The organism is Mammaliicoccus sp. O-M54, assembly GCF_022386035.1.
Taxonomy (GTDB): domain Bacteria; phylum Bacillota; class Bacilli; order Staphylococcales; family Staphylococcaceae; genus Mammaliicoccus; species Mammaliicoccus sciuri_A.
In genome coordinates this window covers 76,069-94,241 of sequence record NZ_JAJNJE010000007.1, presented here as the reverse complement: position 1 = coordinate 94,241, position 18,173 = coordinate 76,069, and the positions used below count along the sequence as shown (strand labels likewise).

General features: G+C 32.4%; 25 protein-coding genes and 1 riboswitch. Of the genes, 7 read left to right on the top strand and 18 right to left on the bottom strand.

Annotated features, from left to right (window positions below):
* Positions 1–298 precede the first annotated feature (298 nt).
* Entirely contained in the window at positions 299–502 is a 204-nt protein-coding gene (locus tag LQ673_RS12130) for a TM2 domain-containing protein (RefSeq protein ID WP_159315721.1), read from the top strand.
* 80 nt (positions 503–582) lie between these two features.
* On the opposite strand, the gene LQ673_RS12125 is transcribed toward LQ673_RS12130, so the two are convergent.
* Both LQ673_RS12125 and LQ673_RS12120 read right to left on the bottom strand, forming a co-directional pair.
* Positions 583–1,512, bottom strand: coding sequence for a VOC family protein (locus tag LQ673_RS12125; protein WP_204258850.1), 930 nt, complete (start codon positions 1,510–1,512; stop codon positions 583–585).
* Between the two features lie 122 nt (positions 1,513–1,634).
* Positions 1,635–2,393, bottom strand: a complete 759-nt coding sequence (locus LQ673_RS12120) for a nucleotidyltransferase domain-containing protein (RefSeq protein WP_239705835.1) — start codon at positions 2,391–2,393, stop codon at positions 1,635–1,637.
* 128 nt (positions 2,394–2,521) lie between these two features.
* On the opposite strand from LQ673_RS12120, the gene LQ673_RS12115 reads away from it, so the two are divergent.
* Positions 2,522–3,682: an MFS transporter gene (locus LQ673_RS12115; RefSeq protein WP_239705834.1), complete on the top strand. Its 1,161-nt coding sequence runs from the start codon at positions 2,522–2,524 to the stop codon at positions 3,680–3,682.
* 44 nt (positions 3,683–3,726) lie between these two features.
* On the opposite strand, the gene LQ673_RS12110 is transcribed toward LQ673_RS12115, so the two are convergent.
* The 3 genes from LQ673_RS12110 to LQ673_RS12100 form a co-directional block, all read right to left on the bottom strand.
* Positions 3,727–4,797 (bottom strand): NAD/NADP octopine/nopaline dehydrogenase family protein, encoded by a 1,071-nt coding sequence (locus tag LQ673_RS12110; protein WP_239705833.1) that lies wholly within the window; start codon positions 4,795–4,797, stop codon positions 3,727–3,729.
* A gap of 117 nt (positions 4,798–4,914) precedes the next feature.
* On the bottom strand, positions 4,915–6,120 hold the full coding sequence (rocD, locus tag LQ673_RS12105) for an ornithine--oxo-acid transaminase (RefSeq protein ID WP_232158583.1): 1,206 nt from the start codon (positions 6,118–6,120) through the stop codon (positions 4,915–4,917).
* Positions 6,121–6,256: 136 nt separating this feature from the next.
* Positions 6,257–7,153, bottom strand: coding sequence for a TIGR01777 family oxidoreductase (locus tag LQ673_RS12100; protein ID WP_239705832.1), 897 nt, complete (start codon positions 7,151–7,153; stop codon positions 6,257–6,259).
* A gap of 85 nt (positions 7,154–7,238) precedes the next feature.
* On the opposite strand from LQ673_RS12100, the gene LQ673_RS12095 reads away from it, so the two are divergent.
* The gene (locus LQ673_RS12095) at positions 7,239–7,691 is read left to right on the top strand and encodes a GNAT family N-acetyltransferase (RefSeq protein ID WP_048540280.1); all 453 of its coding nucleotides are present in this window, start codon (positions 7,239–7,241) and stop codon (positions 7,689–7,691) included.
* Positions 7,692–7,703: 12 nt separating this feature from the next.
* Here LQ673_RS12095 and LQ673_RS12090 read toward each other — a convergent pair whose 3' ends face one another.
* Positions 7,704–8,018 carry a DMT family transporter gene (locus tag LQ673_RS12090; protein ID WP_037589390.1) on the bottom strand — a complete coding sequence of 105 codons (315 nt, stop codon included), beginning with the start codon at positions 8,016–8,018 and terminating at the stop codon, positions 7,704–7,706.
* A gap of 1 nt (position 8,019) precedes the next feature.
* Positions 8,020–8,343, bottom strand: coding sequence for a DMT family transporter (locus LQ673_RS12085; RefSeq protein ID WP_239705831.1), 324 nt, complete (start codon positions 8,341–8,343; stop codon positions 8,020–8,022).
* Positions 8,344–8,391: 48 nt separating this feature from the next.
* Positions 8,392–8,491: riboswitch (guanidine-I (ykkC/yxkD leader) on the bottom strand.
* 129 nt (positions 8,492–8,620) lie between these two features.
* Here LQ673_RS12085 and LQ673_RS12080 point away from each other — a divergent pair.
* On the top strand, positions 8,621–8,965 hold the full coding sequence (locus LQ673_RS12080; RefSeq protein ID WP_224658833.1) for a helix-turn-helix domain-containing protein: 345 nt from the start codon (positions 8,621–8,623) through the stop codon (positions 8,963–8,965).
* Positions 8,966–9,016: 51 nt separating this feature from the next.
* On the opposite strand, the gene LQ673_RS12075 is transcribed toward LQ673_RS12080, so the two are convergent.
* The 3 genes from LQ673_RS12075 to LQ673_RS12065 are packed head-to-tail and all read right to left on the bottom strand — an operon-like array spanning position 9,017 to position 10,681.
* Positions 9,017–9,808 carry a DUF4097 family beta strand repeat-containing protein gene (locus tag LQ673_RS12075; protein ID WP_239705830.1) on the bottom strand — a complete coding sequence of 264 codons (792 nt, stop codon included), beginning with the start codon at positions 9,806–9,808 and terminating at the stop codon, positions 9,017–9,019.
* The gene (locus LQ673_RS12070) at positions 9,805–10,365 is read right to left on the bottom strand and encodes a DUF1700 domain-containing protein (protein WP_239705829.1); all 561 of its coding nucleotides are present in this window, start codon (positions 10,363–10,365) and stop codon (positions 9,805–9,807) included. The genes LQ673_RS12075 and LQ673_RS12070 overlap by 4 nt, the downstream gene beginning before the upstream one ends.
* Positions 10,358–10,681 carry a PadR family transcriptional regulator gene (locus LQ673_RS12065; protein WP_025906145.1) on the bottom strand — a complete coding sequence of 108 codons (324 nt, stop codon included), beginning with the start codon at positions 10,679–10,681 and terminating at the stop codon, positions 10,358–10,360. Before LQ673_RS12065 ends, LQ673_RS12070 begins: the two co-directional genes overlap by 8 nt.
* A gap of 170 nt (positions 10,682–10,851) precedes the next feature.
* Between LQ673_RS12065 and LQ673_RS12060 the strand changes: the two genes are divergently transcribed.
* A complete protein-coding gene (locus tag LQ673_RS12060; RefSeq protein ID WP_239705828.1) occupies positions 10,852–11,328 on the top strand; it encodes an SRPBCC domain-containing protein in 477 nt (158 codons plus the stop codon).
* 51 nt (positions 11,329–11,379) lie between these two features.
* On the opposite strand, the gene LQ673_RS12055 is transcribed toward LQ673_RS12060, so the two are convergent.
* Complete coding sequence (locus tag LQ673_RS12055) at positions 11,380–11,952, bottom strand: helix-turn-helix domain-containing protein (protein ID WP_239705827.1); 573 nt, start codon at positions 11,950–11,952, stop codon at positions 11,380–11,382.
* Positions 11,953–12,135: 183 nt separating this feature from the next.
* Positions 12,136–12,318 (bottom strand): hypothetical protein, encoded by a 183-nt coding sequence (locus LQ673_RS12050; RefSeq protein ID WP_239705826.1) that lies wholly within the window; start codon positions 12,316–12,318, stop codon positions 12,136–12,138.
* Positions 12,319–12,460: 142 nt separating this feature from the next.
* Here LQ673_RS12050 and LQ673_RS12045 point away from each other — a divergent pair, with 142 nt between their 5' ends.
* Positions 12,461–12,805 (top strand): nuclear transport factor 2 family protein, encoded by a 345-nt coding sequence (locus tag LQ673_RS12045; protein ID WP_239705825.1) that lies wholly within the window; start codon positions 12,461–12,463, stop codon positions 12,803–12,805.
* A gap of 455 nt (positions 12,806–13,260) precedes the next feature.
* Here the strand turns inward: LQ673_RS12045 and LQ673_RS12040 are convergent, their stop codons facing one another.
* Together LQ673_RS12040 and LQ673_RS12035 are read right to left on the bottom strand one after the other, a co-directional pair.
* Positions 13,261–13,620 (bottom strand): hypothetical protein, encoded by a 360-nt coding sequence (locus tag LQ673_RS12040; protein ID WP_239705824.1) that lies wholly within the window; start codon positions 13,618–13,620, stop codon positions 13,261–13,263.
* A gap of 106 nt (positions 13,621–13,726) precedes the next feature.
* A complete protein-coding gene (locus LQ673_RS12035; protein WP_239705823.1) occupies positions 13,727–14,689 on the bottom strand; it encodes a VOC family protein in 963 nt (320 codons plus the stop codon).
* 36 nt (positions 14,690–14,725) lie between these two features.
* Between LQ673_RS12035 and LQ673_RS12030 the strand changes: the two genes are divergently transcribed.
* Positions 14,726–15,307, top strand: a complete 582-nt coding sequence (locus LQ673_RS12030; RefSeq protein ID WP_239705822.1) for an alpha/beta hydrolase — start codon at positions 14,726–14,728, stop codon at positions 15,305–15,307.
* Between the two features lie 57 nt (positions 15,308–15,364).
* Here LQ673_RS12030 and isaB read toward each other — a convergent pair whose 3' ends face one another.
* The 4 genes from isaB to LQ673_RS12010 all read right to left on the bottom strand — a co-directional run bounded on the left by isaB (position 15,365) and on the right by LQ673_RS12010 (position 18,086).
* Positions 15,365–15,943: an immunodominant staphylococcal antigen IsaB family protein gene (isaB, locus tag LQ673_RS12025; RefSeq protein WP_239705821.1), complete on the bottom strand. Its 579-nt coding sequence runs from the start codon at positions 15,941–15,943 to the stop codon at positions 15,365–15,367.
* A gap of 206 nt (positions 15,944–16,149) precedes the next feature.
* Complete coding sequence (locus tag LQ673_RS12020) at positions 16,150–16,932, bottom strand: hypothetical protein (RefSeq protein WP_239705820.1); 783 nt, start codon at positions 16,930–16,932, stop codon at positions 16,150–16,152.
* A gap of 188 nt (positions 16,933–17,120) precedes the next feature.
* On the bottom strand, positions 17,121–17,441 hold the full coding sequence (locus LQ673_RS12015) for an antibiotic biosynthesis monooxygenase family protein (protein WP_037589416.1): 321 nt from the start codon (positions 17,439–17,441) through the stop codon (positions 17,121–17,123).
* A 144-nt stretch (positions 17,442–17,585) separates the two neighbouring features.
* A complete protein-coding gene (locus LQ673_RS12010) occupies positions 17,586–18,086 on the bottom strand; it encodes a hypothetical protein (RefSeq protein WP_239705819.1) in 501 nt (166 codons plus the stop codon).
* Between the last annotated feature and the right edge of the window lie 87 nt (positions 18,087–18,173).

Sequence of the window (18,173 nt, the reverse complement as noted above, 5' to 3'; positions counted from 1 at the left end):
CTAACTATCTTGTTTGTGTTTCTTGAGCGTTAGAATTTCTAACGATCTTGTTTTTCACTCTTGATCGTAAGATTTCATTTCTTACTTTAAAAAGATTAATAAACTTTTATTCTCAATTAAATGTGTAATAACCTATTGTAGAAATCGTAATGACTTTCTTAAAATCCATAATAAATATTAATATCTTCTAGTTGTTCAAAATATCATAAAGTAATCATATAATTATTTTAGGTGTTTAATTTACAAAAAATGGGTTAAATTAATAATGAAAAAACTTAATAAAAGGAAGTTGATTTATATGAAAGTTGATAAAATTACATATTCTCTACTAGCATTCTTTTTAGGTGGCCTTGGAATTCATAAGTTCTATGTAGGAAAAAAAGCCACTGGAATTTTACATCTTATTTTTTGTTGGACTGGAATACCTGGTGTTATTGGGATAATACAAGGTGTTAAAGCAGCTTTGAAACCTGCTGACGAATCAGGAAAAATAGTAATTTAGTCATTTATATATTAATTTTAAAATAATAAATAGAGAAAAAGCACCTTTTGACCAAGTCAAAAGGTGCTTACATTCTACTATTAAATAGGTTCTAAATTACTTTCAATTTCTGCTCTTCTTGATTCTAAAAACCCTGGTAAGTCTAGCTGTTGTCCAAGTTGTGACACATCATCATATGGCATACCTGGTCCTTCTGTCGCAAATTCAATCAATATATGTGAATGTCTATAATATAAGCTTTTAAAGAAATCTCTATCCACTATTCCAGAATGTACAACGCCTTTTTCATCTAATAATTCTTTCACTTTATTTAATTCTTCTTCGTCTGCTACGGATAATGCAAGATGGTGAATACTTCCTTTACCAGGTCTTTCTCTTTCACCTTCTACTTCTTTCAATATAATATCGCTATACAATCCTTCAAAATCAATCGTATATAATAATTCACTTTCAGAATCTACTAACTCAAAATGCAAATCATTTTCCAGGAAATTTTTCATTTCTGAAACATCATCAATTTTAAATTCTACAGGACCCATACCCATAATTTGATGTTCTTCTGGTACATCTGTGTATCTATTATGACGCCAACTTTGCGGCACTTTACGTTCACCATTAGGTAATAACACCATTTCCAATCCTTCGTGATCTCTAAAATGTAAAGCTGTCATACCGTTATAAATACCAATAGCGTCATGATCAACATCAAGTTTTTCAAAACGATCTTTCCAATAATTTAAGCTTTCTTCATTTGGTACTAACAAGCCAATTCTTGAAATCGAGTTCGTACCTTTATAAGTTTGTCCCATCGGTTTAAGTTCGAAAAATGTTAAAGAAGTACCAGGCGAACCAACCTCATCACCATAGAACAAATGATACATAGAAGGGTCATCTTGATTCACTGTTTTTAAATATAAACGTAGTCCTAATTTTTCTACATAAAATTCTTTATTTAACTTAGCATCTTTCGTAAGCATCGAAATATGGTGGTGCCCTAAAATTTCTATCATAATCGTACCTCCCATTAATTTAACTACATTATACGCAAATCAGAATCCTCATTACAAAAATTCTACTCACATGTTGATATAAAGACACCAGTCATAGTGACGTCACTATGACTGGTGTCTAATTATGCATATTTTTTATATAAATAGTCGTATATTTTTTCGAATCCTTCAACCCAATATTCCTCAACCATGTCTTTAATGTGGTCTTGGTAAAGATTCATATATTGAGCAACCGCTTCTCTATGCTTTATAGAATTATTACAATCATTTATATGATTTAACTTTGAATAAATATCAGCAGGCAAATGATGTGCAGCTTTTTTACCTAGTACTGCTTTCTCAGGATAATATTTATATAACAATACTTTAATTGCATGATTAAGTGCATTATCAATCATTTGAGTCGTCCATAAATATTGTCCTCTCCCAACTATATGATCATATTGAAAGATAAACCAACAACTATCTAATGCTGAATCTATAAATACTTCTTCAGTTATACTTAAATCTTTTTTATCATATTCCTTCAATCTACCGTTAGGGTCATACATCACTTTTATATCATCTGTTTGAGGATAATCATGTTCATGAACAATATAACAATCTATATGTAACATATCTTCAAATACACCAACAATTTGAGGACAAATAATTTCCACTAATTCTTTAAATAGCAGTGGTTGATATTGCTCAAGTGCATCTACAATACTGTCATATACTTCTTCAACTTGTACATCGCGTTCTAACATGACATAAATATCTAAATCAGAATATGCATCATTCTCTCCTCTAGCAATAGACCCCTTTAAAAATATTGATAAAACCCCATTTACCTTTTTCAAAGCCGGTACAATTTTCTCTAAAGCTATTTCGTATCTCATATTCCCACCCCTTACTTAAAAATTCAGATTATTATAATATATCACAATTACAATTGAATAATATATGCATATTTTTCGAAAAATGATTTTTTTAGCGTTATGATTATTGTTGTAGGGAGAGATACAATATGACAAGCGAACAGAAAAAGAGATCTATTTCATTATTATTAGCAGGATTCATCATTTTTTCTAGCCTTTATGTTACGCAACCGATATTTAATGGGCTAAGTCAATATTTTAACGTGTCGCTATCTGATATCAGTTTAACTTTATCCGTTTCTACTTTTATGCTTGGCATTGGTTTAATTTTAGTACCTATGCTCAACAATATTGAGAAGAAACGTATGATGTCTATTTCTGTATTACTTGTAAGTGTATTATCTATCATCAGTGTATTCGTAACGAACTTCCATTTATTTCTCGTCATTCGTGGTCTGATGGGATTAGCTTTAAGTGGTGTGCCTTCTATCGCAATGGCATATATAGCTGATGAAGTACATAAAGATAGAGTCAGTAAAGTAATGGGTTTATATGTAGCTGGAACGACCTTTGGAGGTATGTCTGGTCGTGTAGTTGTTGGTATTCTAACAGACATCGCAAATTGGCAAGTTGCGATCGCATCGCTCAGCATCCTTAATTTAATACTCGCAATATTAATGGTTATTTTATTACCAACTTCAACAGTTCAAACACCACAATGGGTATCACCGAAACAACATTTCATTAAATATGGAAAACTATTAAAGAACCCAGCCGTTTTAAAAACAATGTCACTAGCATTCTTATTAATGGGTACCTTTGTCACAATATACAGTTATATAACGGTACGTTTCGAACATCCACCATTTTCACTTAGTGAGTCTACGATTGCCTTTATATTTATTTTATATTTAATAGGTACGTATAGCTCCATTAACTTTGGAAAACTCAGTTATAAACTTGGTATAAAAAAATCATATGCAATCGCCATAACAATCATGATTGTAGGTATTATTCTTACATTCATAACATACTTACCACTTGATATATTAGGAATCGCCGCAATGACATTCGGATTCTTTGGCGCACATTCCATTCAAAGCAGTTATATCGCCACATTAACCGAATCAAGCAAATCACACGCCTCAACTTTATATTTATTAGGTTATTATGTAGGATCAAGTTTATTAACCATATTAGGCGGATACGTATTCGTACAATACGCATGGATAGGTATCGGTGTCTTAACACTCTTATTAACAGTAATAGCCGCAATAATTAGTAGATCATTATTTAAAAATGTCGCTTAATAAATTGAAAAAACGCTTAGCTCGCGAATGAGCTAAGCGTTTTTCTATTCCAATCCTAATTTCTCTAATCCTAATGATTCTACTCTTAAACCTTCTGTATAGAAATCTCGCTCTAATATTGTTGAAGCGATTACGATTATGGCATCTATGTTTGGTGTTGGTACGCCGATTACTTTTCCTAAGCTTGACCAGAGTACTAAACCATATGCGATATCTTCTGTTAAGTATCTATTTTCTACATCGTTTGGTCCGTTGATTTGTGAAAATACTGGACTTGTATTGAATAATTTATTAAGTGGTTCGTCTTCATCATCATTAGATAGATAACCGCGTTCTATTCGTGCACCTTTTGCTGTATTAAGTTCGAAACCTAATTTTCTACCTAGTGACAATCTTTCTAATTCGACTGCATGCAATAACTTCACAGTATGAGGTGTAATACCTTCTTTATATAAGGCAAATTCATCTGCATAGTCTATTCTACCTACGTTTAATAATGTTGGACCTGGATGTACTTCTGGATTCCCGTTTTCTAAGTTTGTCTTCCAAAGACTTTCTTCTTTGACGATATACGGATATAGTTCTTTAATCGTTTTAAAGCTTTCTGTTAAATAGCTTTTATCATATGTCGAGAAATGTACTTTCTGAACGTTAAGAGATAAATTCACTTCTGCTTTATCATAATCTACACGTGTCCCGTACGTTAATGTATTCAATTCAGCAAACTTTGGCATTGTTTCTATATGTTGTTTCTCTAACACATTGATAAATCTAATTGATCCCATAGCTGCTGCGATATTGAATAAGATCAGTTGATCATTGTTAATAAGAGGCGCCATCGTTTTCGCATAATGTTCGATGAATGATGAAGGGATAATCATTTGTATCACTTCTGCATCTTTTAATACATACGACATATCATCACTTATGTCCGTAAACTTAACAAATGTCTTGTCACCTTCATTTATAAAATCAAAGCCACCTCGTTCAAAAGCTTTATCAAATTTATGAATAGATTGATTACGACAATATAATTTTACTTCATGCCCTTTAGATATCATGTCTAGAGCAGCGGTTACGGCACCATTACCTGAACCTACTATTGCTATTTTCATATTATCCTTCCCTTCATTGAAAAATTAGTATATATAAATATATACCCAGGAAATTTTAACATAAAAGAAAAGTGAGTAAGACATCGATTTATGCCTTACTCACTATTTATATAAATTCTATGATTGATATTGTTTTGATTTTTCTTCTATTGTTTGTGTAATGACATTAACAATAGTATCAATGTCTTGTTCTTCAATAACGAGTGGTGGTGCTAAACGTATAATATTGCCTTGTGTTTCTTTACATAAGACACCTTGTGCATTAATACTTGATACGATTGATTGTGCTTGCTCATTAAGTTCAATACCGATAAACAACCCACGTCCTCTCACTTCTTTTATAATTGGACTATCTATTTTTTTCAAACCATTTAATAATTTTTCACCAAGTTGTTGCGAACGTTCAGGAAGCGACTCATCTATAAGTACATCCAAAGCTGCAATTGAAACAGCACATGCTAAAGGATTTCCGCCAAATGTTGAACCATGTGTACCTGGCGTCAATACTTGCATGACATCATCATTCGCTACGACCGCAGAAATAGGATAGAGACCGCCGCCTAAAGCTTTTCCTAATAAATAAATATCAGGTTCAACGCCTTCCCATTCCATCGCAAACATCTTACCTGTTCGACCTAGTCCTACTTGAATTTCATCTGCAATCAACAGAATCTGATGTTGTTCACACAAAGCTTTAACATCTTTAATGAAATTTTTAGGTGGGATATGAACGCCACCTTCTCCTTGAATAGGTTCTAAGATGATCGCTGTTGTATTGGGTGTGATAAGAGAAGCAATTTCTTCAGCATTGCCAAATTCACTGTATTTAATATTACCAGCTAGTACACCAAAACCTTCTTTATAACTATCATTTGATGATAGTGATAGAGAACCTATTGTTCGCCCATGAAAATTACCTTCCATCGCAATAATTTCAGCATCAAGCGCATTAATACCTTTGATATCTTGACCCCATTTCGTTGCTACTTTGATGGCAGTCTCTACCGCTTCAGTTCCAGTATTCATAGGTAATACTTTATTTTTATTGGCTAACTTACAAATCTTCTCTTCCCAAGCGCCTAAATTATCACTATACAAAGCTCTAGAAGTCATTGTAATCTTTTGACTTTGATCTAAAAATGCTTGAATAATTTTAGGATGACCATGCCCTTGGTTTAGAACCGAGAATCCAGAAACACAATCAATATATGTATTACCATCTGAATCTTTGACATGTGCACCTTTACCTTCAGTCAAAACAATATCTAATGGACTATAATTATTCGGGCTATACTTTTCTGTTAATGCGATAAACTGATTCATTGAGTACCCACCTTTATAATAAATATACTATAATTCGTATTAATATTCATAATCATACATTTGTTTTGTATATAAGTCAAAAGAAAAAAGTGACTGAGACACTACATTATGTCCCAGCCACTTCTTTAATTAGTATTTATTTTAATAAATGACCAATGGCATCATCTATATTTGGATACTCAAATTCAAAGTTCTGTTCTTGCAACTTTTTAGGGAATACTTTTTGTACATCTAGAATAACGGTAGACTGCTCCCCCAATAACAAGCGCAATGCAAATTTGGGTACTGGCAATAAATGTGGTCTATGAATTGCTTTCCCAATAGATTTGCCCAATTCATCCTGTTGGACTGGATGAGGACTACATAAGTTATATACACCTTTAAATTGTTCATTTTGAATGAGTGTAGTGATACCTTTTACTAAATCATCAATATGAATCCAACTCATCCATTGCTTACCTGAACCAAGTGGACCGCCAACAAAGAATTGATACGGTTTAACCATTGTAGGTAGTGCACCACCCTCACTGGATAATATAACACCGAATCTACCTATAACGACTCTCGTTCCTAATTTATCAAATAGCCATGCTGTTTGTTCCCATCTTTCTACGACAGTCGATAGAAAATCATGTGATAGAAACTGATCATACTCATCGTAAGATACCACTTTAGACGGCGGGTAGTATCCAACTGCACTTGCATTAAATAATACTTTTGGTGCATAATTTTGTTTTTCAAAATAATCGTATAGTCGCTTAGTCGATTCAATACGACTCTTCATAATGGCTTCTTTATGCTCTGGTGTCCAACGGTTGTTGAGACTAGCACCAGCCAGGTTAATCACGATATCGATTTGAGGTAAATACTCTTCCCAACCATCTTCAGACCAATTAATATAATGCACAAATGGTTCATCTGACGTTCTATCACTTCTTGTTAATATATAAATTTCACTATCTGTATTTAAGTAATGTGCTACTAGAGCTGATCCAACTAAACCTGTTCCACCTGTCATTAATATTTTTTTCATTTTATCCCCACTTTAATTTAAGTTGTTGTATAAAATCATCTATAATAATATATACCCATTTATATAGATATTAAGGAGGTTAAATATGTTTATTAGACAAGCAACCATTTCAGATTTAAGTGAATTAGTCGAATTACGCAAAGCGCAATTAATTGATGAAGGTTCTAACCCAACACCTAATATAGATGTTGAACTAGAACAATTTTTCACGGACATGTTAACGAACAAATCGCTTTATCAATTATTAGCCATTGTTGATGATAAAATTATCGCAAGTGGTGCGATTATCTATTACCCATTTCCACCATCGTTCACAAACCCTTCAGGTGAAAGAGCATACGTTACTAATATTTATACACACCCAGATTTTAGAGGACAAGGCATCGCCCAAAAAATCATTACTGAACTCATTCAAGATGTTGAATCAAGAAATATAAAAAAAATCTTCCTCGCCGCTTCTACTTTAGGTAAACCAGTATACAAAAAGCTTGGTTTCAAAGAAGTCAATGAATGGATGGAAATCAACTATGATTTATAAGCTATTAAATAGTTAACTGATTAACTTCAAACCTATCGTGCTTGCTAGAATAATGCCGATAAATAATATACGTTTAAATTCTTTAGACTCCCCGTAGAATATAATACCTAATAACGCACCGCCGACAGCACCGATACCAGTCCATATTGCATAGCTCGTGCTCATAGGTATTGTATTCATCGCGATGGATAAACAAATAAAGCTTAATACAAAGAATAACCCTAGTCCTAATAATGATGGAATATTATTACGTTTTGCATAAATGTTCATAAACAATACGCCTAACATTTCAAATAAACCTGCCAAAATCAATACAATCCATGCCATGTTATGCACCCTCCTCTTCACGTGTTACAAGTTTCAAGCCAATGACACCTATAATTAACGTCACGATTAAAATAACTTTTCCGATAACAACAGGTTCACCAAATAATGCGAAATCCACAATGGTTACGCCGGTTGCACCTAATCCAACATATACAGCATACGAAGTGCCTACTGGTAAATATTTAGATGCATTAATTAATAAATAGAAACTTACGACAATCGCGATAACTGTCAGAAACCATTCAAATGTATTATTTGCATGTGTTAAGCCGACTACCCAACCAACTTCAAATATTGCGCCAATGATAATTTTTATCCAGTTCATTTATATTTTCCTCCTTAAATTAAAAAGCCCAGGAAACTTATTTAATAAGTCTCCCAGGCTTTTATCCCTCCGTGTCACAAGTATCAACTTGCGGCTTTCTCTCGGTCCAGACTAACCGCTCAGTTACGGAACCCTAGAAAGCTTTTATTCGATTAGTTCGAATTATAGCAAATGAATTTTTGTTGGTCAATAAAGTATCATTCGTATCTGAAAATTACAAATCACAACTTAAATCAGATATAATAGAATTAATAGATCATCATTTGAAGTGATTGAGGTGAAAGCATTGAATCAAACAGGATATCGAATTAAACAAAGAAGAGAAGAACTCGGATTTAGCACGTATAAATTAGCTAAACTGATTAACGTCAATCAGTCGACCATTTCCAGATATGAAACAGGTCAAACATCTAAATTAACACCATCAGTAGTTGAAAAATTATCAATCGCACTGTCTACAACACCGGCTTATATTATGGGCTGGGTAAACGTACCAGAAGCATACGAAGATGAAGAAGATTCACAAATTATTAATGATGCCATTCAATTATTACGTGGTTTAAACAAAGAGAAAAAAAGACAAGCATTAGCATATATACAAGAAATATCTCAAAAATCATAACGTTTAAATTAAACAAAACGCTAACGAGCTCGACTCGTTAGCGTTTTATTATTAATCTATTTGAACAGAACCAACATCACTTCTAATTTTGACTAAATTATCTCCTGAACCTACTTTTTTATCCTTTAATTCAGCACGGTTAATTTGTGTATTACCTACATCTTGTTCAATATCTAGTAACGTATTTTTCAACGTTTTATTATAAACCAATCTCACAGACCCTGTATCCGTTTCAATGTCTAATGGTGTATCAGCTGGTGCATCATTTAATCTAACGGTACCTGTATCACTTTGAATTTTACCATTCTTAAAGTTTGTCTTATTAGTTAAAATTTTTCCTGTATCTGAATTTGCTTCAAAATTCCCTAAATCCGAACCATCAATGTTTATCATGCCCGTATCTACAACTAAAGATGTGTTATCAGATTTAATATCGTGCATATTAATTTTACCTGTGTCTGTCTTTATATCCAGTTGTTCAAGATTTTTAGGTACAGTTATTTCAATTTCATTATATGCATTCTTAAAGAAATTAAAATTAATCATCAAATTTTGTTCTTTTAAATTGACGTTTAATGTTTCGTCTTTTACTTTAGAAGTTATATCAAATTCATCTTTATTCCCTACAGATGTCACTTTAAATTGATCGCCTTTTTTGATTGTTACAGCAGCATCACTTGCATTAACATTTATATGTTTAATGTCTTCTTGATAAGTCTTATTTAAGATCGTTTCTTGTTTCGTATTATCTGCTTCTTTTTTCCCGACAGCAAATGTCAATGTACCAAATACGATAAATAGAATAAGTCCTACACTAAACAATATCCATAATAATTTCTTCATGATTTAGCACTTCCTTTCACGATAGAAATATTCCAACGTAAATATTTAACCGTTAATTGATATGACCATTTTGTTAATAAATAAGTGACCACAAACAGCACGAGTCCTAAACCAAAGCTGGCTAACACAACATATACATCTAATTGATGGACTGCATCAAAGCCATTATAAACTCCCTTTACAACCAACATCGCTGGCGTAACGAGTAAAGATAGTGTTGTCGCCATAAAACTAAATAGCACCGAAATCATAATGACAAAAGGAATTAAAATAACAAAGAAATTCAATAAACCTAGTCCCATTACAGATATAATCGCTTGCCACACGTTACCTACTTTATGATGAGATTCTGCTCTATCTATCGCTAAAGTTGCATTTATTTCCTTGGCAATATCTCTCGGATGTCCGAGTTCTTTAGCAATATTCTCTTCTGTTTGTCCATCTTCAACACCACTTATAAAGTGCGTTTCATATTCAGCTAGAATATCTTGTTTATCTTCCTCAGATATATTCTTTAAATACTTATTTAACAAATTTAAGTATTCTTTCTTACTCATTACTTTCACTCTCCTCTAAAAACAAATTCACCGCATCTGTGAAACTTTGCCATTCTTTTAACAACTGCTCTAATCGCTCATTACCTGAATCTGTGATCTTATAATACTTTCTAGCTGGTCCTTCAGTAGATGGCTCATAATATGTTGTTAAATATGCTTCTTTTACGAGACGTCTTAACAAAGGATAAACCGTTCCTTCAGAAATCGTGATTCTAGGTGTGATTTTTTGAATTAATGAATAACCGTATTGATCTTCGCCTTTAATAATAAGCAATACAATAAATTCGAGTGCGCCTTTTTTAAATTGTATATTCATATTTTTTCCTCCACTTAACCCAGTACTATACAATGTATAATAGCTCTTGACGAAAATATAACACACACTATTATACATTGCAAGGTACTAAATGATACTATGATATAAATTTTTTATATTTAGCTAAATTATTGGTATATTAAGTACAACTAACAATAAGGGGGATTAGAATGAACGTAAATTACAGAACTGACGAAACGCATGCTCATCAAACGATTGATGTATCCATACATTCTCATAAGTCACATGTATTCAAACTTTTAGGAACGACTGAAGGCATTAAACAGTGGTTTCCTGAATTATCTTTTGAAGAAGAACGAGCAGGTAGTCAATTAATCTTCGACCTCGGTAATAATGAATATGAATATGCGAAGATTACAGACTATCATCCAAACGATCATATTGGATATGACTGGGACCAAGGTCATGTAGATTTTTCATTAGAAGAAAAGGGGGACACTGTAACGTTAACATTTAAAGAATCATTACCATTCACTTTTGAAACCATTGCGAATGATTTTACAGGTTGGTATTTTCAAATACAAAGTGTAAAAAAATTAGCCGAAACAGGACAACCATTATCAAAAGATGCATTTGATTTTAAATCAAAGACCGACGAAATAGAACAAACTTTAAACTTAAATTAGTAAAAAAAGCCAAACCACATGAGGTCACATGTGATTTGGCTTTTTTGTTGATCAATTTATTAATTTCATTCCATAATAAGCAACTATAAATGCGATAAGTGCGAATATAATTGGCGTTACAATAGCAACGACTCTATCTTTAAATTTATCTTTCCTTGTTCTTTCACGAATTGTTTTTACATCTTTACCATTCATATAATCCATAATTTGACTATATGCTTTTATATTATGGACTTCTTTAAATTTATCTACTTTATAAGCAAAGTACATACCGATTAACCAAAGAACAAAAGGTACAACCAATCCATACATGCCCATTAACATCATACTCGGTATAAGTAGAATAGCAGCAAGTCCCATAAAGATCATCATTAACCAAGTCCACTTATCAAATACTTTTCTATCCATTTCTCTTTTCATCATGTTTACATCTCCTTTTACTAAATGATCTAAGGAGACATCAAATATATTACTGAGTAGCAATAAAGATTCAATATCGGGGTAACTCTTACCCCTTTCCCAATTAGAAATAGACTGCCTACTCACAAAGACTTTTTCAGCTAGATCTTCTTGAGATAAGTTATATTCTTTTCTTAAATGAATAATTTGCTTACTTAAATTCATATCGATGTCCTCCTTGTCATCACCTTAATAAAAGATTCAAAAACAGTGTATCAAACATCGTTGTCATTGCATTAAAAATCCAGAAAAAACTTTGCCAAAGATATTTTGCATCGTTGATATGAAGGGATTTATAAAAAGAAGCTTACACTTTGAAAATGGTGTAAGCTTCTTTAACATATTATGTTATCTACTGTTCATGGAGCTTTGAATACCTTCTATAAATCCAGCAATAAAATCTGATAATGCATGCATAAATATTCCAAATACAACCATAAAAAATAAGGTCTTAGCATTAACAGGAACTTTCTTCTTATACGTGTATATGCCAACTATTAATGCAGCAATTAATGTGACAATAAAGTGCATGTTGACCGCCCCTTTCACATAACAATAATGTTAATATTTGTAATTATTATAAAATATTGTAACAATTTTGACAATATTCCGCCTCCAAATTGTTATTTTACACGCGCGTTGTTATAATTTATCTAAAATGAGGTGAACTTCATTGTCTAATTCGTCAGTTGCAGAAAGTTTTTCTACAGGACATTTTGATAAATGTAATGCTTATTTAGATCAAGATATTGAATGGCATATTGTTGGCGATACAGTATTGAAAGGTTATGAAGAAGTTGCAAATTATTGCACACAAGTCTCACATTATTTTGAAACCGTAACAACGCAATTTGAAATTCACGATACAATTAAAAGTGACCACCAAATTGTCGTTATAGGTACTGGTTATTTTTATAAAGAAGGTATTCAAATAAACAAGATAGATGCATGTGACATATACACATTTAGAGAAGATAAAATTATAAATATACAGTCATATTGTATAGAGAATAAATAAGTATTTCTCAGTCTTCGTGCGATATGCCCTGATTTTGTACCCTTGCGCACGATATCTCTCAGTCTTCGTGCGATATACCCTGATTTTATGCCCTTGCGCACGATATCTCGAAGTCTTCGTGCGTTATACCCTGATTTTATGCCCTTGCGCACGATATCTCAAAGTCTTCGTGCGATATGCCCTGATTTTATGCCTTAGCGCACGATATCTCGAAGTCTTCGTGCGTTTCACCTTGATTTTGTACCCTCGCGCACGATATCTCGAAGTCTTCGTGCGATATACCCTAATTTTGTACCCTTGCGCACGATATCTCGAAGTCTTCGTGCGTTTCACCTTGATTTCGTACCCTCGCGCACGATATCTCGAAGTCTTTGTGCGCTTACACTTGATTTATTCCACAAAAAAGAACCAGCAAAATTTCACAAATCGCTTGTGATTTGTGCTGGTTTTATTATTCACTCATAATATTCTTTCAACATATTTAAATACTTTTTCTTTCTTCTTGGTGAAACATGAAACTTAAATTGACATTCGTTTTCTGTTAATTCATAGTTTGTTAATCTTGTTATTTGAAATAATTTATCTTTCGAAATATTATGCTTCTTAATTATTTCATTAAGTTCTTTATCTAAGTTTTTTGACATAGTATTAAAGATAAACACCCATTGTGGTATCACTACTATACTAAATTTTAATACTGTTGATTTTGTGTTTGGCTCATCCCACAGTATGATCACTAGCAATAACCATGGAATAAGAATGCAAAGGAAAACTTGAAATGGTTTTTCTACAAAAATTTTAGTGAATATGTCCATAAATATCAACCCTCAAATATAATTTTCGATGTTAATTATATTATATGGTTATACCTATCATATTTCAAACACTTCTAATATTAATGATTCCTTATTTTGCTCAATTCTATTTTTGTAATTGCTTTTCTATATATCCGCGCTTCTCTTCTAAATGTTCTGGTAAGTATAACGGGATGTCTTGAAATGCTTTGTCTTCAAAGACAACTTCTTTCATATTAAGCTTTAAAGTCGCAACTTCAAATAGCAGTTGATTCGGATCTCTATAGTAAATGGATTTAAAGAATCCTCGATTTTTAATTGGTGAATGGACCATATTTAATTTATCTAAAGCTGTTTCAATTTCTTGCAATTCACTTTCGTCTTCAGCTGAAATAGCAACGTGATGTATACCGCCAAATCCTTGGTCTTCAAGTGGATTAAATGTGTCATAAATAAAATGTATTTCATGATACATATCTTGATTACGATTATGCAAAATCTCAACAGTTAAATCTGTATCAAAGAATGTCTGCTGACCTGCTGATGTCCAATTATATAATGATTGGAAATGATCTATACTTGCTTTAGGATATCGGACACGTGCATGTATAGAGTCTAGACCAAGTATTTGATATTCTACTGGCACGGTACTTTTTTCATCTGTATTAAATTGATGGACATCTTCTTGATCAGAAATGACGATTAAACCGAGTGGCGTATTATCCGGTCCTTCAAAGCGAATTAGACTGCGGTCAGTGTAAAATTCAATACCGTAATGACACACTTCATATTCATCAAACCGTGCTTCCCAATATTTCAACGATTCTACAGAAGGCACTTTAAAAAGCAATCGATCAAAAGCATTAGCACCAAACTGATTATCTTTACCTTCTTTCATTTCAAAAAGCGTCACTTCTGTACCTGGTCGCCCATATTTATCCGCAAAGAAAACATGATACATTTCATAGTTCTCTTGATTAACAGTCTTCATTAGTAAATTGAGACCTAATATATTACGATAAAAATTGAATGATTGTTCTGCATCATGATTTATAATAGATACATGATGTATAATTGAATTGTGATTCATAAACAACAGCCCTTTCACATTTATGGAGGAGATAGAATGGAATATTTCTTACAAGAAAATCCCAATAACAATACTTTAATTGTACTTTTTCATGGAACAGGTGGCAATCAATACCAACTTCTTCCTTTTTCAAGTATATTAAACCCTGAAGCTAACATTTTAGGCATACAAGGTAGTGTTGGCGAAGGACAAGAAAGACGTTTCTTTGCACCGCTTCAGAACAACAAATTAGACCGACATGACTTCGAGCAACAAACCAAATCTTTTATAGATTTTTGGAATACATTTATCGAAGAACAGGATTATGAAAAAGTTATATTTTTAGGTTATTCAAACGGTGCGAATTTCATATTAGGATTACTGGAACAACACCTTATTAAAGTTGACCAAATCTTATTGCTGCACCCATCATACCTCGACTATCATATTACCGAAACTTATAAAGAAACATCCGTCATTATCACGACAGGTTCAAACGATTATTTAACAATACCCGGCAAAGTAAAAGCACTATCAGAACAACTTAAACCATTATTTAAAACCGTTCAATTCGAACTACTCGACGGCGCACACGAACTAGAAGAACCAGAAATTGAACATATAAAAACAATCCTCTAAACCAAAAGTTTAGAGGATTGTCTATTCTTTATATATAATCAGTCACATCATCAAACACTATTGGCCAATACGGATATGTGTTAAATAACCATCTTTATCAAAGTAGGCTTTATAAGCGCCGTTATTTGTATTATAAGGTATGAATGTACCACCATCTTCGGATTTTCCTTCTGCTGTACTATCATTTGATGCGTGCGCTTTTTTAAACTGTGCTTTAGTGACTGCGTGTGGTTTAGTATTGAATTCCATTTGGATAACTTGATCTTTCTCATTAAAATCTATTTGAGAACCATAAGAATCTAATGTATAAGCATGATTTTGGTTAGCTTTTGGATTTGCTTTATAGCCATTGAGCGTAAAATTATCATATTTCATTGCGCGAACAAAATTATAATCTAATGTAAATGTTGGATCATATGTTGTATAGCCTTCATAGTTATACCATGGTATTTGTGATTGTGTATTTGAAGTACTTTCTGTACTAACACCACTTCCACCTTCACCATGACCCCATTCTTGAACTTTTTCTGCTGCTTGAACATCTGAACTACAATTTGTGATAGGCACCGCTGAAGACCCTACTACAAGAGTTGATAAGACGACCGTTGCTGAAAGTACTTTACTTACTTTACGCATAATCAATCACTCCTTAAATTTTGAGTACTTACTTGCGATAACTTCTCGTTTAAACATTCAATCTACGCAAATATGACAATTTCCAAACCCTAGCTTTATAATTATCACCCCCTCAAATTTATATTAAAATTCCTCGAGTGTAATTATTCACTTTCATGATACAACACACATATATAATTTCAAGTGATAATATAATCTAACAAATTTCACTGAATATATTCTCTTAAATATTTCCCATACAGTCCGACTTCTCCATTCGCCAATACGTGACTGTAATGTTTTAAGACAACCCTCTTCGTTTCCCAGCCTTCTTGAGCGTAAAATGCTTCCCCTTCTTTACTTGTAAAGAAAGCATCAAATGGGTCATCTTCAGTCTTACCTCCTACGTGATCATTTTCGCCAACAATCCATGTTAACGGGAATGATCCTTTTACATGTTGTGACTTTTCAATATGAGTGGCAATCCCTTCTTTCTTTGGAGAACCTCCTCCTCCAAACATTATTGCGCCACCTGATTGAACATTTAGTTCTGGTAATTTATCTAACATCCAATATGCTGTTGTTTCTGCACCGCCCGAAAAGCTACCTATCCATAATTTTTCATGATTTGGTAAAGAAGCAATCAATTCAACTAAATATTGCACATTGGCTTCTCCATTTTTCCACCATTGTTCTTCATCGTTAACAGACTTCGGTACAACTAAAGTTAACCCTTTTTCTTTAGCAACTTGACGGATGCCATTTTTCCCAGCTAAATAGACTTCTGAATCAGGATGATGAAACTCATAAGCACCATCACCATGTAACCACACTAATATTCCCTTAGCGTTCTTAACAGGATAAATTAAATATTCACCTTCTGTTCCATTTTTAGAAGTGAAATTCCGAATATCATGATCACTATCAGTTCTATTTGATATAAACAACATCACACAGACCACAACTACGATAAATATACATAATAATACTAGTAACTTTTTAATCGCCACTCCCTCCTAATAAACGTTTCAAATTATAACTTAGGAATGTATTTATATATACTTAAGTTCTCTTTTATTATACAAAATTTTACAGAAATAAGAATAACTTCTACAAAAAATCACGAGTGACTAAAGGTACATCCATCTAAAATCACTCGTGATTTTTATTTTATAAGCTCATTAAAATAACTTACTTATTAATCTACAAGTTCGTATTTTTTAATTTGCTTTTCGATTTTTGAAACTTTCGCTTCTTCGTTTTCTTTCTTTTCTTTACTCATGTTTTTATGTTCTTCAACATGAGAAGGTCTAGAAATCCAAGCTTGAAAATCTTTCTTATCATTCCATTTAGAAACAATCGCGTATTCTAACTTACTTCCCGTTTCAGACTTCCAAACTTGTGCATCAATAAAGCCCTCAAAACCTTCAAAATCTTGTTTAGCATGACTAGCTTTATTATCTAATATAGCCTTAGATGCCTCATCTTTAGTAGAAAAAATTGCTTGTGCAACGAACATTCATAACGCCTCCTTGTCTATATATTCCAATATATCAAAAATAAAAATTACAAACATATGAAACGCTTAAATAAATTAATGAATAACTTCTAATATGATATTCATTTATCATTCTAGTTATTGCTATTTACTAGATAAAATATACTAATTTACAATAGTATCACTTATCCATAAAATATTTGTGACTGCTATTACTTTCTGTTCTTTTTTTTCGGTGTATAGTATATCTTCTTTATCTTCACTCTCTAAATTAAAATATTCTATTTTATCCATTTCCCAAGTTGCTAAATGTCTCTCAAACTTAAGTTTGTAATTTTCCTCTAAATTTTTAATATACTCTGGCTTTCTACCATTACTATCTTTATGTAATCCTAAATCTAATGTTTCTTTTTCATCAGCTATTATTACATGATTATTTAAAGCATTATTTTCATCAAATACATAAAGATAATAGGCTTCATTCGGCATGTTCTCTATTGTATTTTCTACAAGAAATTTTGATACTTTGTAACCGTTTATTCTATTTTCTTTATAGGTTATCTGCGGAACATATAACGCTGCATAGCCATCATAATGTGTTAAACGCGTTTTATAATCACTAAAAGCATCATTAAATTTCCTCTTTAATCCTCTAGTTTTCCCCATGCTTTTCACTCCTTATATAATAAGTTTTAACTTCAATTTTTTAACATTTTATTTGGATATTCTAGGTGTTCCTAGATAATTACCCTA

What these genes read in the sequence shown, in the direction of transcription:
- isaB (WP_239705821.1), bottom strand. Translation starts at nt 15,943, where the DNA reads ATGCGTAAAGTAAGTAAAGTACTTTCAGCAACGGTCGTCTTATCAACT.
- LQ673_RS12130 (WP_159315721.1), top strand. Translation starts at nt 299, where the DNA reads ATGAAAGTTGATAAAATTACATATTCTCTACTAGCATTCTTTTTAGGT.
- LQ673_RS12090 (WP_037589390.1), bottom strand. Translation starts at nt 8,018, where the DNA reads ATGGCATGGATTGTATTGATTTTGGCAGGTTTATTTGAAATGTTAGGC.
- LQ673_RS12055 (WP_239705827.1), bottom strand. Translation starts at nt 11,952, where the DNA reads ATGAATTTAAGTAAGCAAATTATTCATTTAAGAAAAGAATATAACTTA.
- LQ673_RS12115 (WP_239705834.1), top strand. Translation starts at nt 2,522, where the DNA reads ATGACAAGCGAACAGAAAAAGAGATCTATTTCATTATTATTAGCAGGA.
- LQ673_RS12110 (WP_239705833.1), bottom strand. Translation starts at nt 4,797, where the DNA reads ATGAAAATAGCAATAGTAGGTTCAGGTAATGGTGCCGTAACCGCTGCT.
- LQ673_RS12070 (WP_239705829.1), bottom strand. Translation starts at nt 10,365, where the DNA reads ATGAGTAAGAAAGAATACTTAAATTTGTTAAATAAGTATTTAAAGAAT.
- LQ673_RS12085 (WP_239705831.1), bottom strand. Translation starts at nt 8,343, where the DNA reads ATGAACTGGATAAAAATTATCATTGGCGCAATATTTGAAGTTGGTTGG.
- LQ673_RS12015 (WP_037589416.1), bottom strand. Translation starts at nt 17,441, where the DNA reads ATGTTCGTTGCACAAGCAATTTTTTCTACTAAAGATGAGGCATCTAAG.
- LQ673_RS12065 (WP_025906145.1), bottom strand. Translation starts at nt 10,681, where the DNA reads ATGAATATACAATTTAAAAAAGGCGCACTCGAATTTATTGTATTGCTT.
- LQ673_RS12125 (WP_204258850.1), bottom strand. Translation starts at nt 1,512, where the DNA reads ATGATAGAAATTTTAGGGCACCACCATATTTCGATGCTTACGAAAGAT.
- LQ673_RS12040 (WP_239705824.1), bottom strand. Translation starts at nt 13,620, where the DNA reads ATGGACATATTCACTAAAATTTTTGTAGAAAAACCATTTCAAGTTTTC.
- LQ673_RS12060 (WP_239705828.1), top strand. Translation starts at nt 10,852, where the DNA reads ATGAACGTAAATTACAGAACTGACGAAACGCATGCTCATCAAACGATT.
- LQ673_RS12095 (WP_048540280.1), top strand. Translation starts at nt 7,239, where the DNA reads ATGTTTATTAGACAAGCAACCATTTCAGATTTAAGTGAATTAGTCGAA.
- LQ673_RS12050 (WP_239705826.1), bottom strand. Translation starts at nt 12,318, where the DNA reads ATGCACTTTATTGTCACATTAATTGCTGCATTAATAGTTGGCATATAC.
- rocD (WP_232158583.1), bottom strand. Translation starts at nt 6,120, where the DNA reads ATGAATCAGTTTATCGCATTAACAGAAAAGTATAGCCCGAATAATTAT.
- LQ673_RS12075 (WP_239705830.1), bottom strand. Translation starts at nt 9,808, where the DNA reads ATGAAGAAATTATTATGGATATTGTTTAGTGTAGGACTTATTCTATTT.
- LQ673_RS12010 (WP_239705819.1), bottom strand. Translation starts at nt 18,086, where the DNA reads ATGGGGAAAACTAGAGGATTAAAGAGGAAATTTAATGATGCTTTTAGT.
- LQ673_RS12030 (WP_239705822.1), top strand. Translation starts at nt 14,726, where the DNA reads ATGGAATATTTCTTACAAGAAAATCCCAATAACAATACTTTAATTGTA.
- LQ673_RS12035 (WP_239705823.1), bottom strand. Translation starts at nt 14,689, where the DNA reads ATGAATCACAATTCAATTATACATCATGTATCTATTATAAATCATGAT.
- LQ673_RS12100 (WP_239705832.1), bottom strand. Translation starts at nt 7,153, where the DNA reads ATGAAAAAAATATTAATGACAGGTGGAACAGGTTTAGTTGGATCAGCT.
- LQ673_RS12120 (WP_239705835.1), bottom strand. Translation starts at nt 2,393, where the DNA reads ATGAGATACGAAATAGCTTTAGAGAAAATTGTACCGGCTTTGAAAAAG.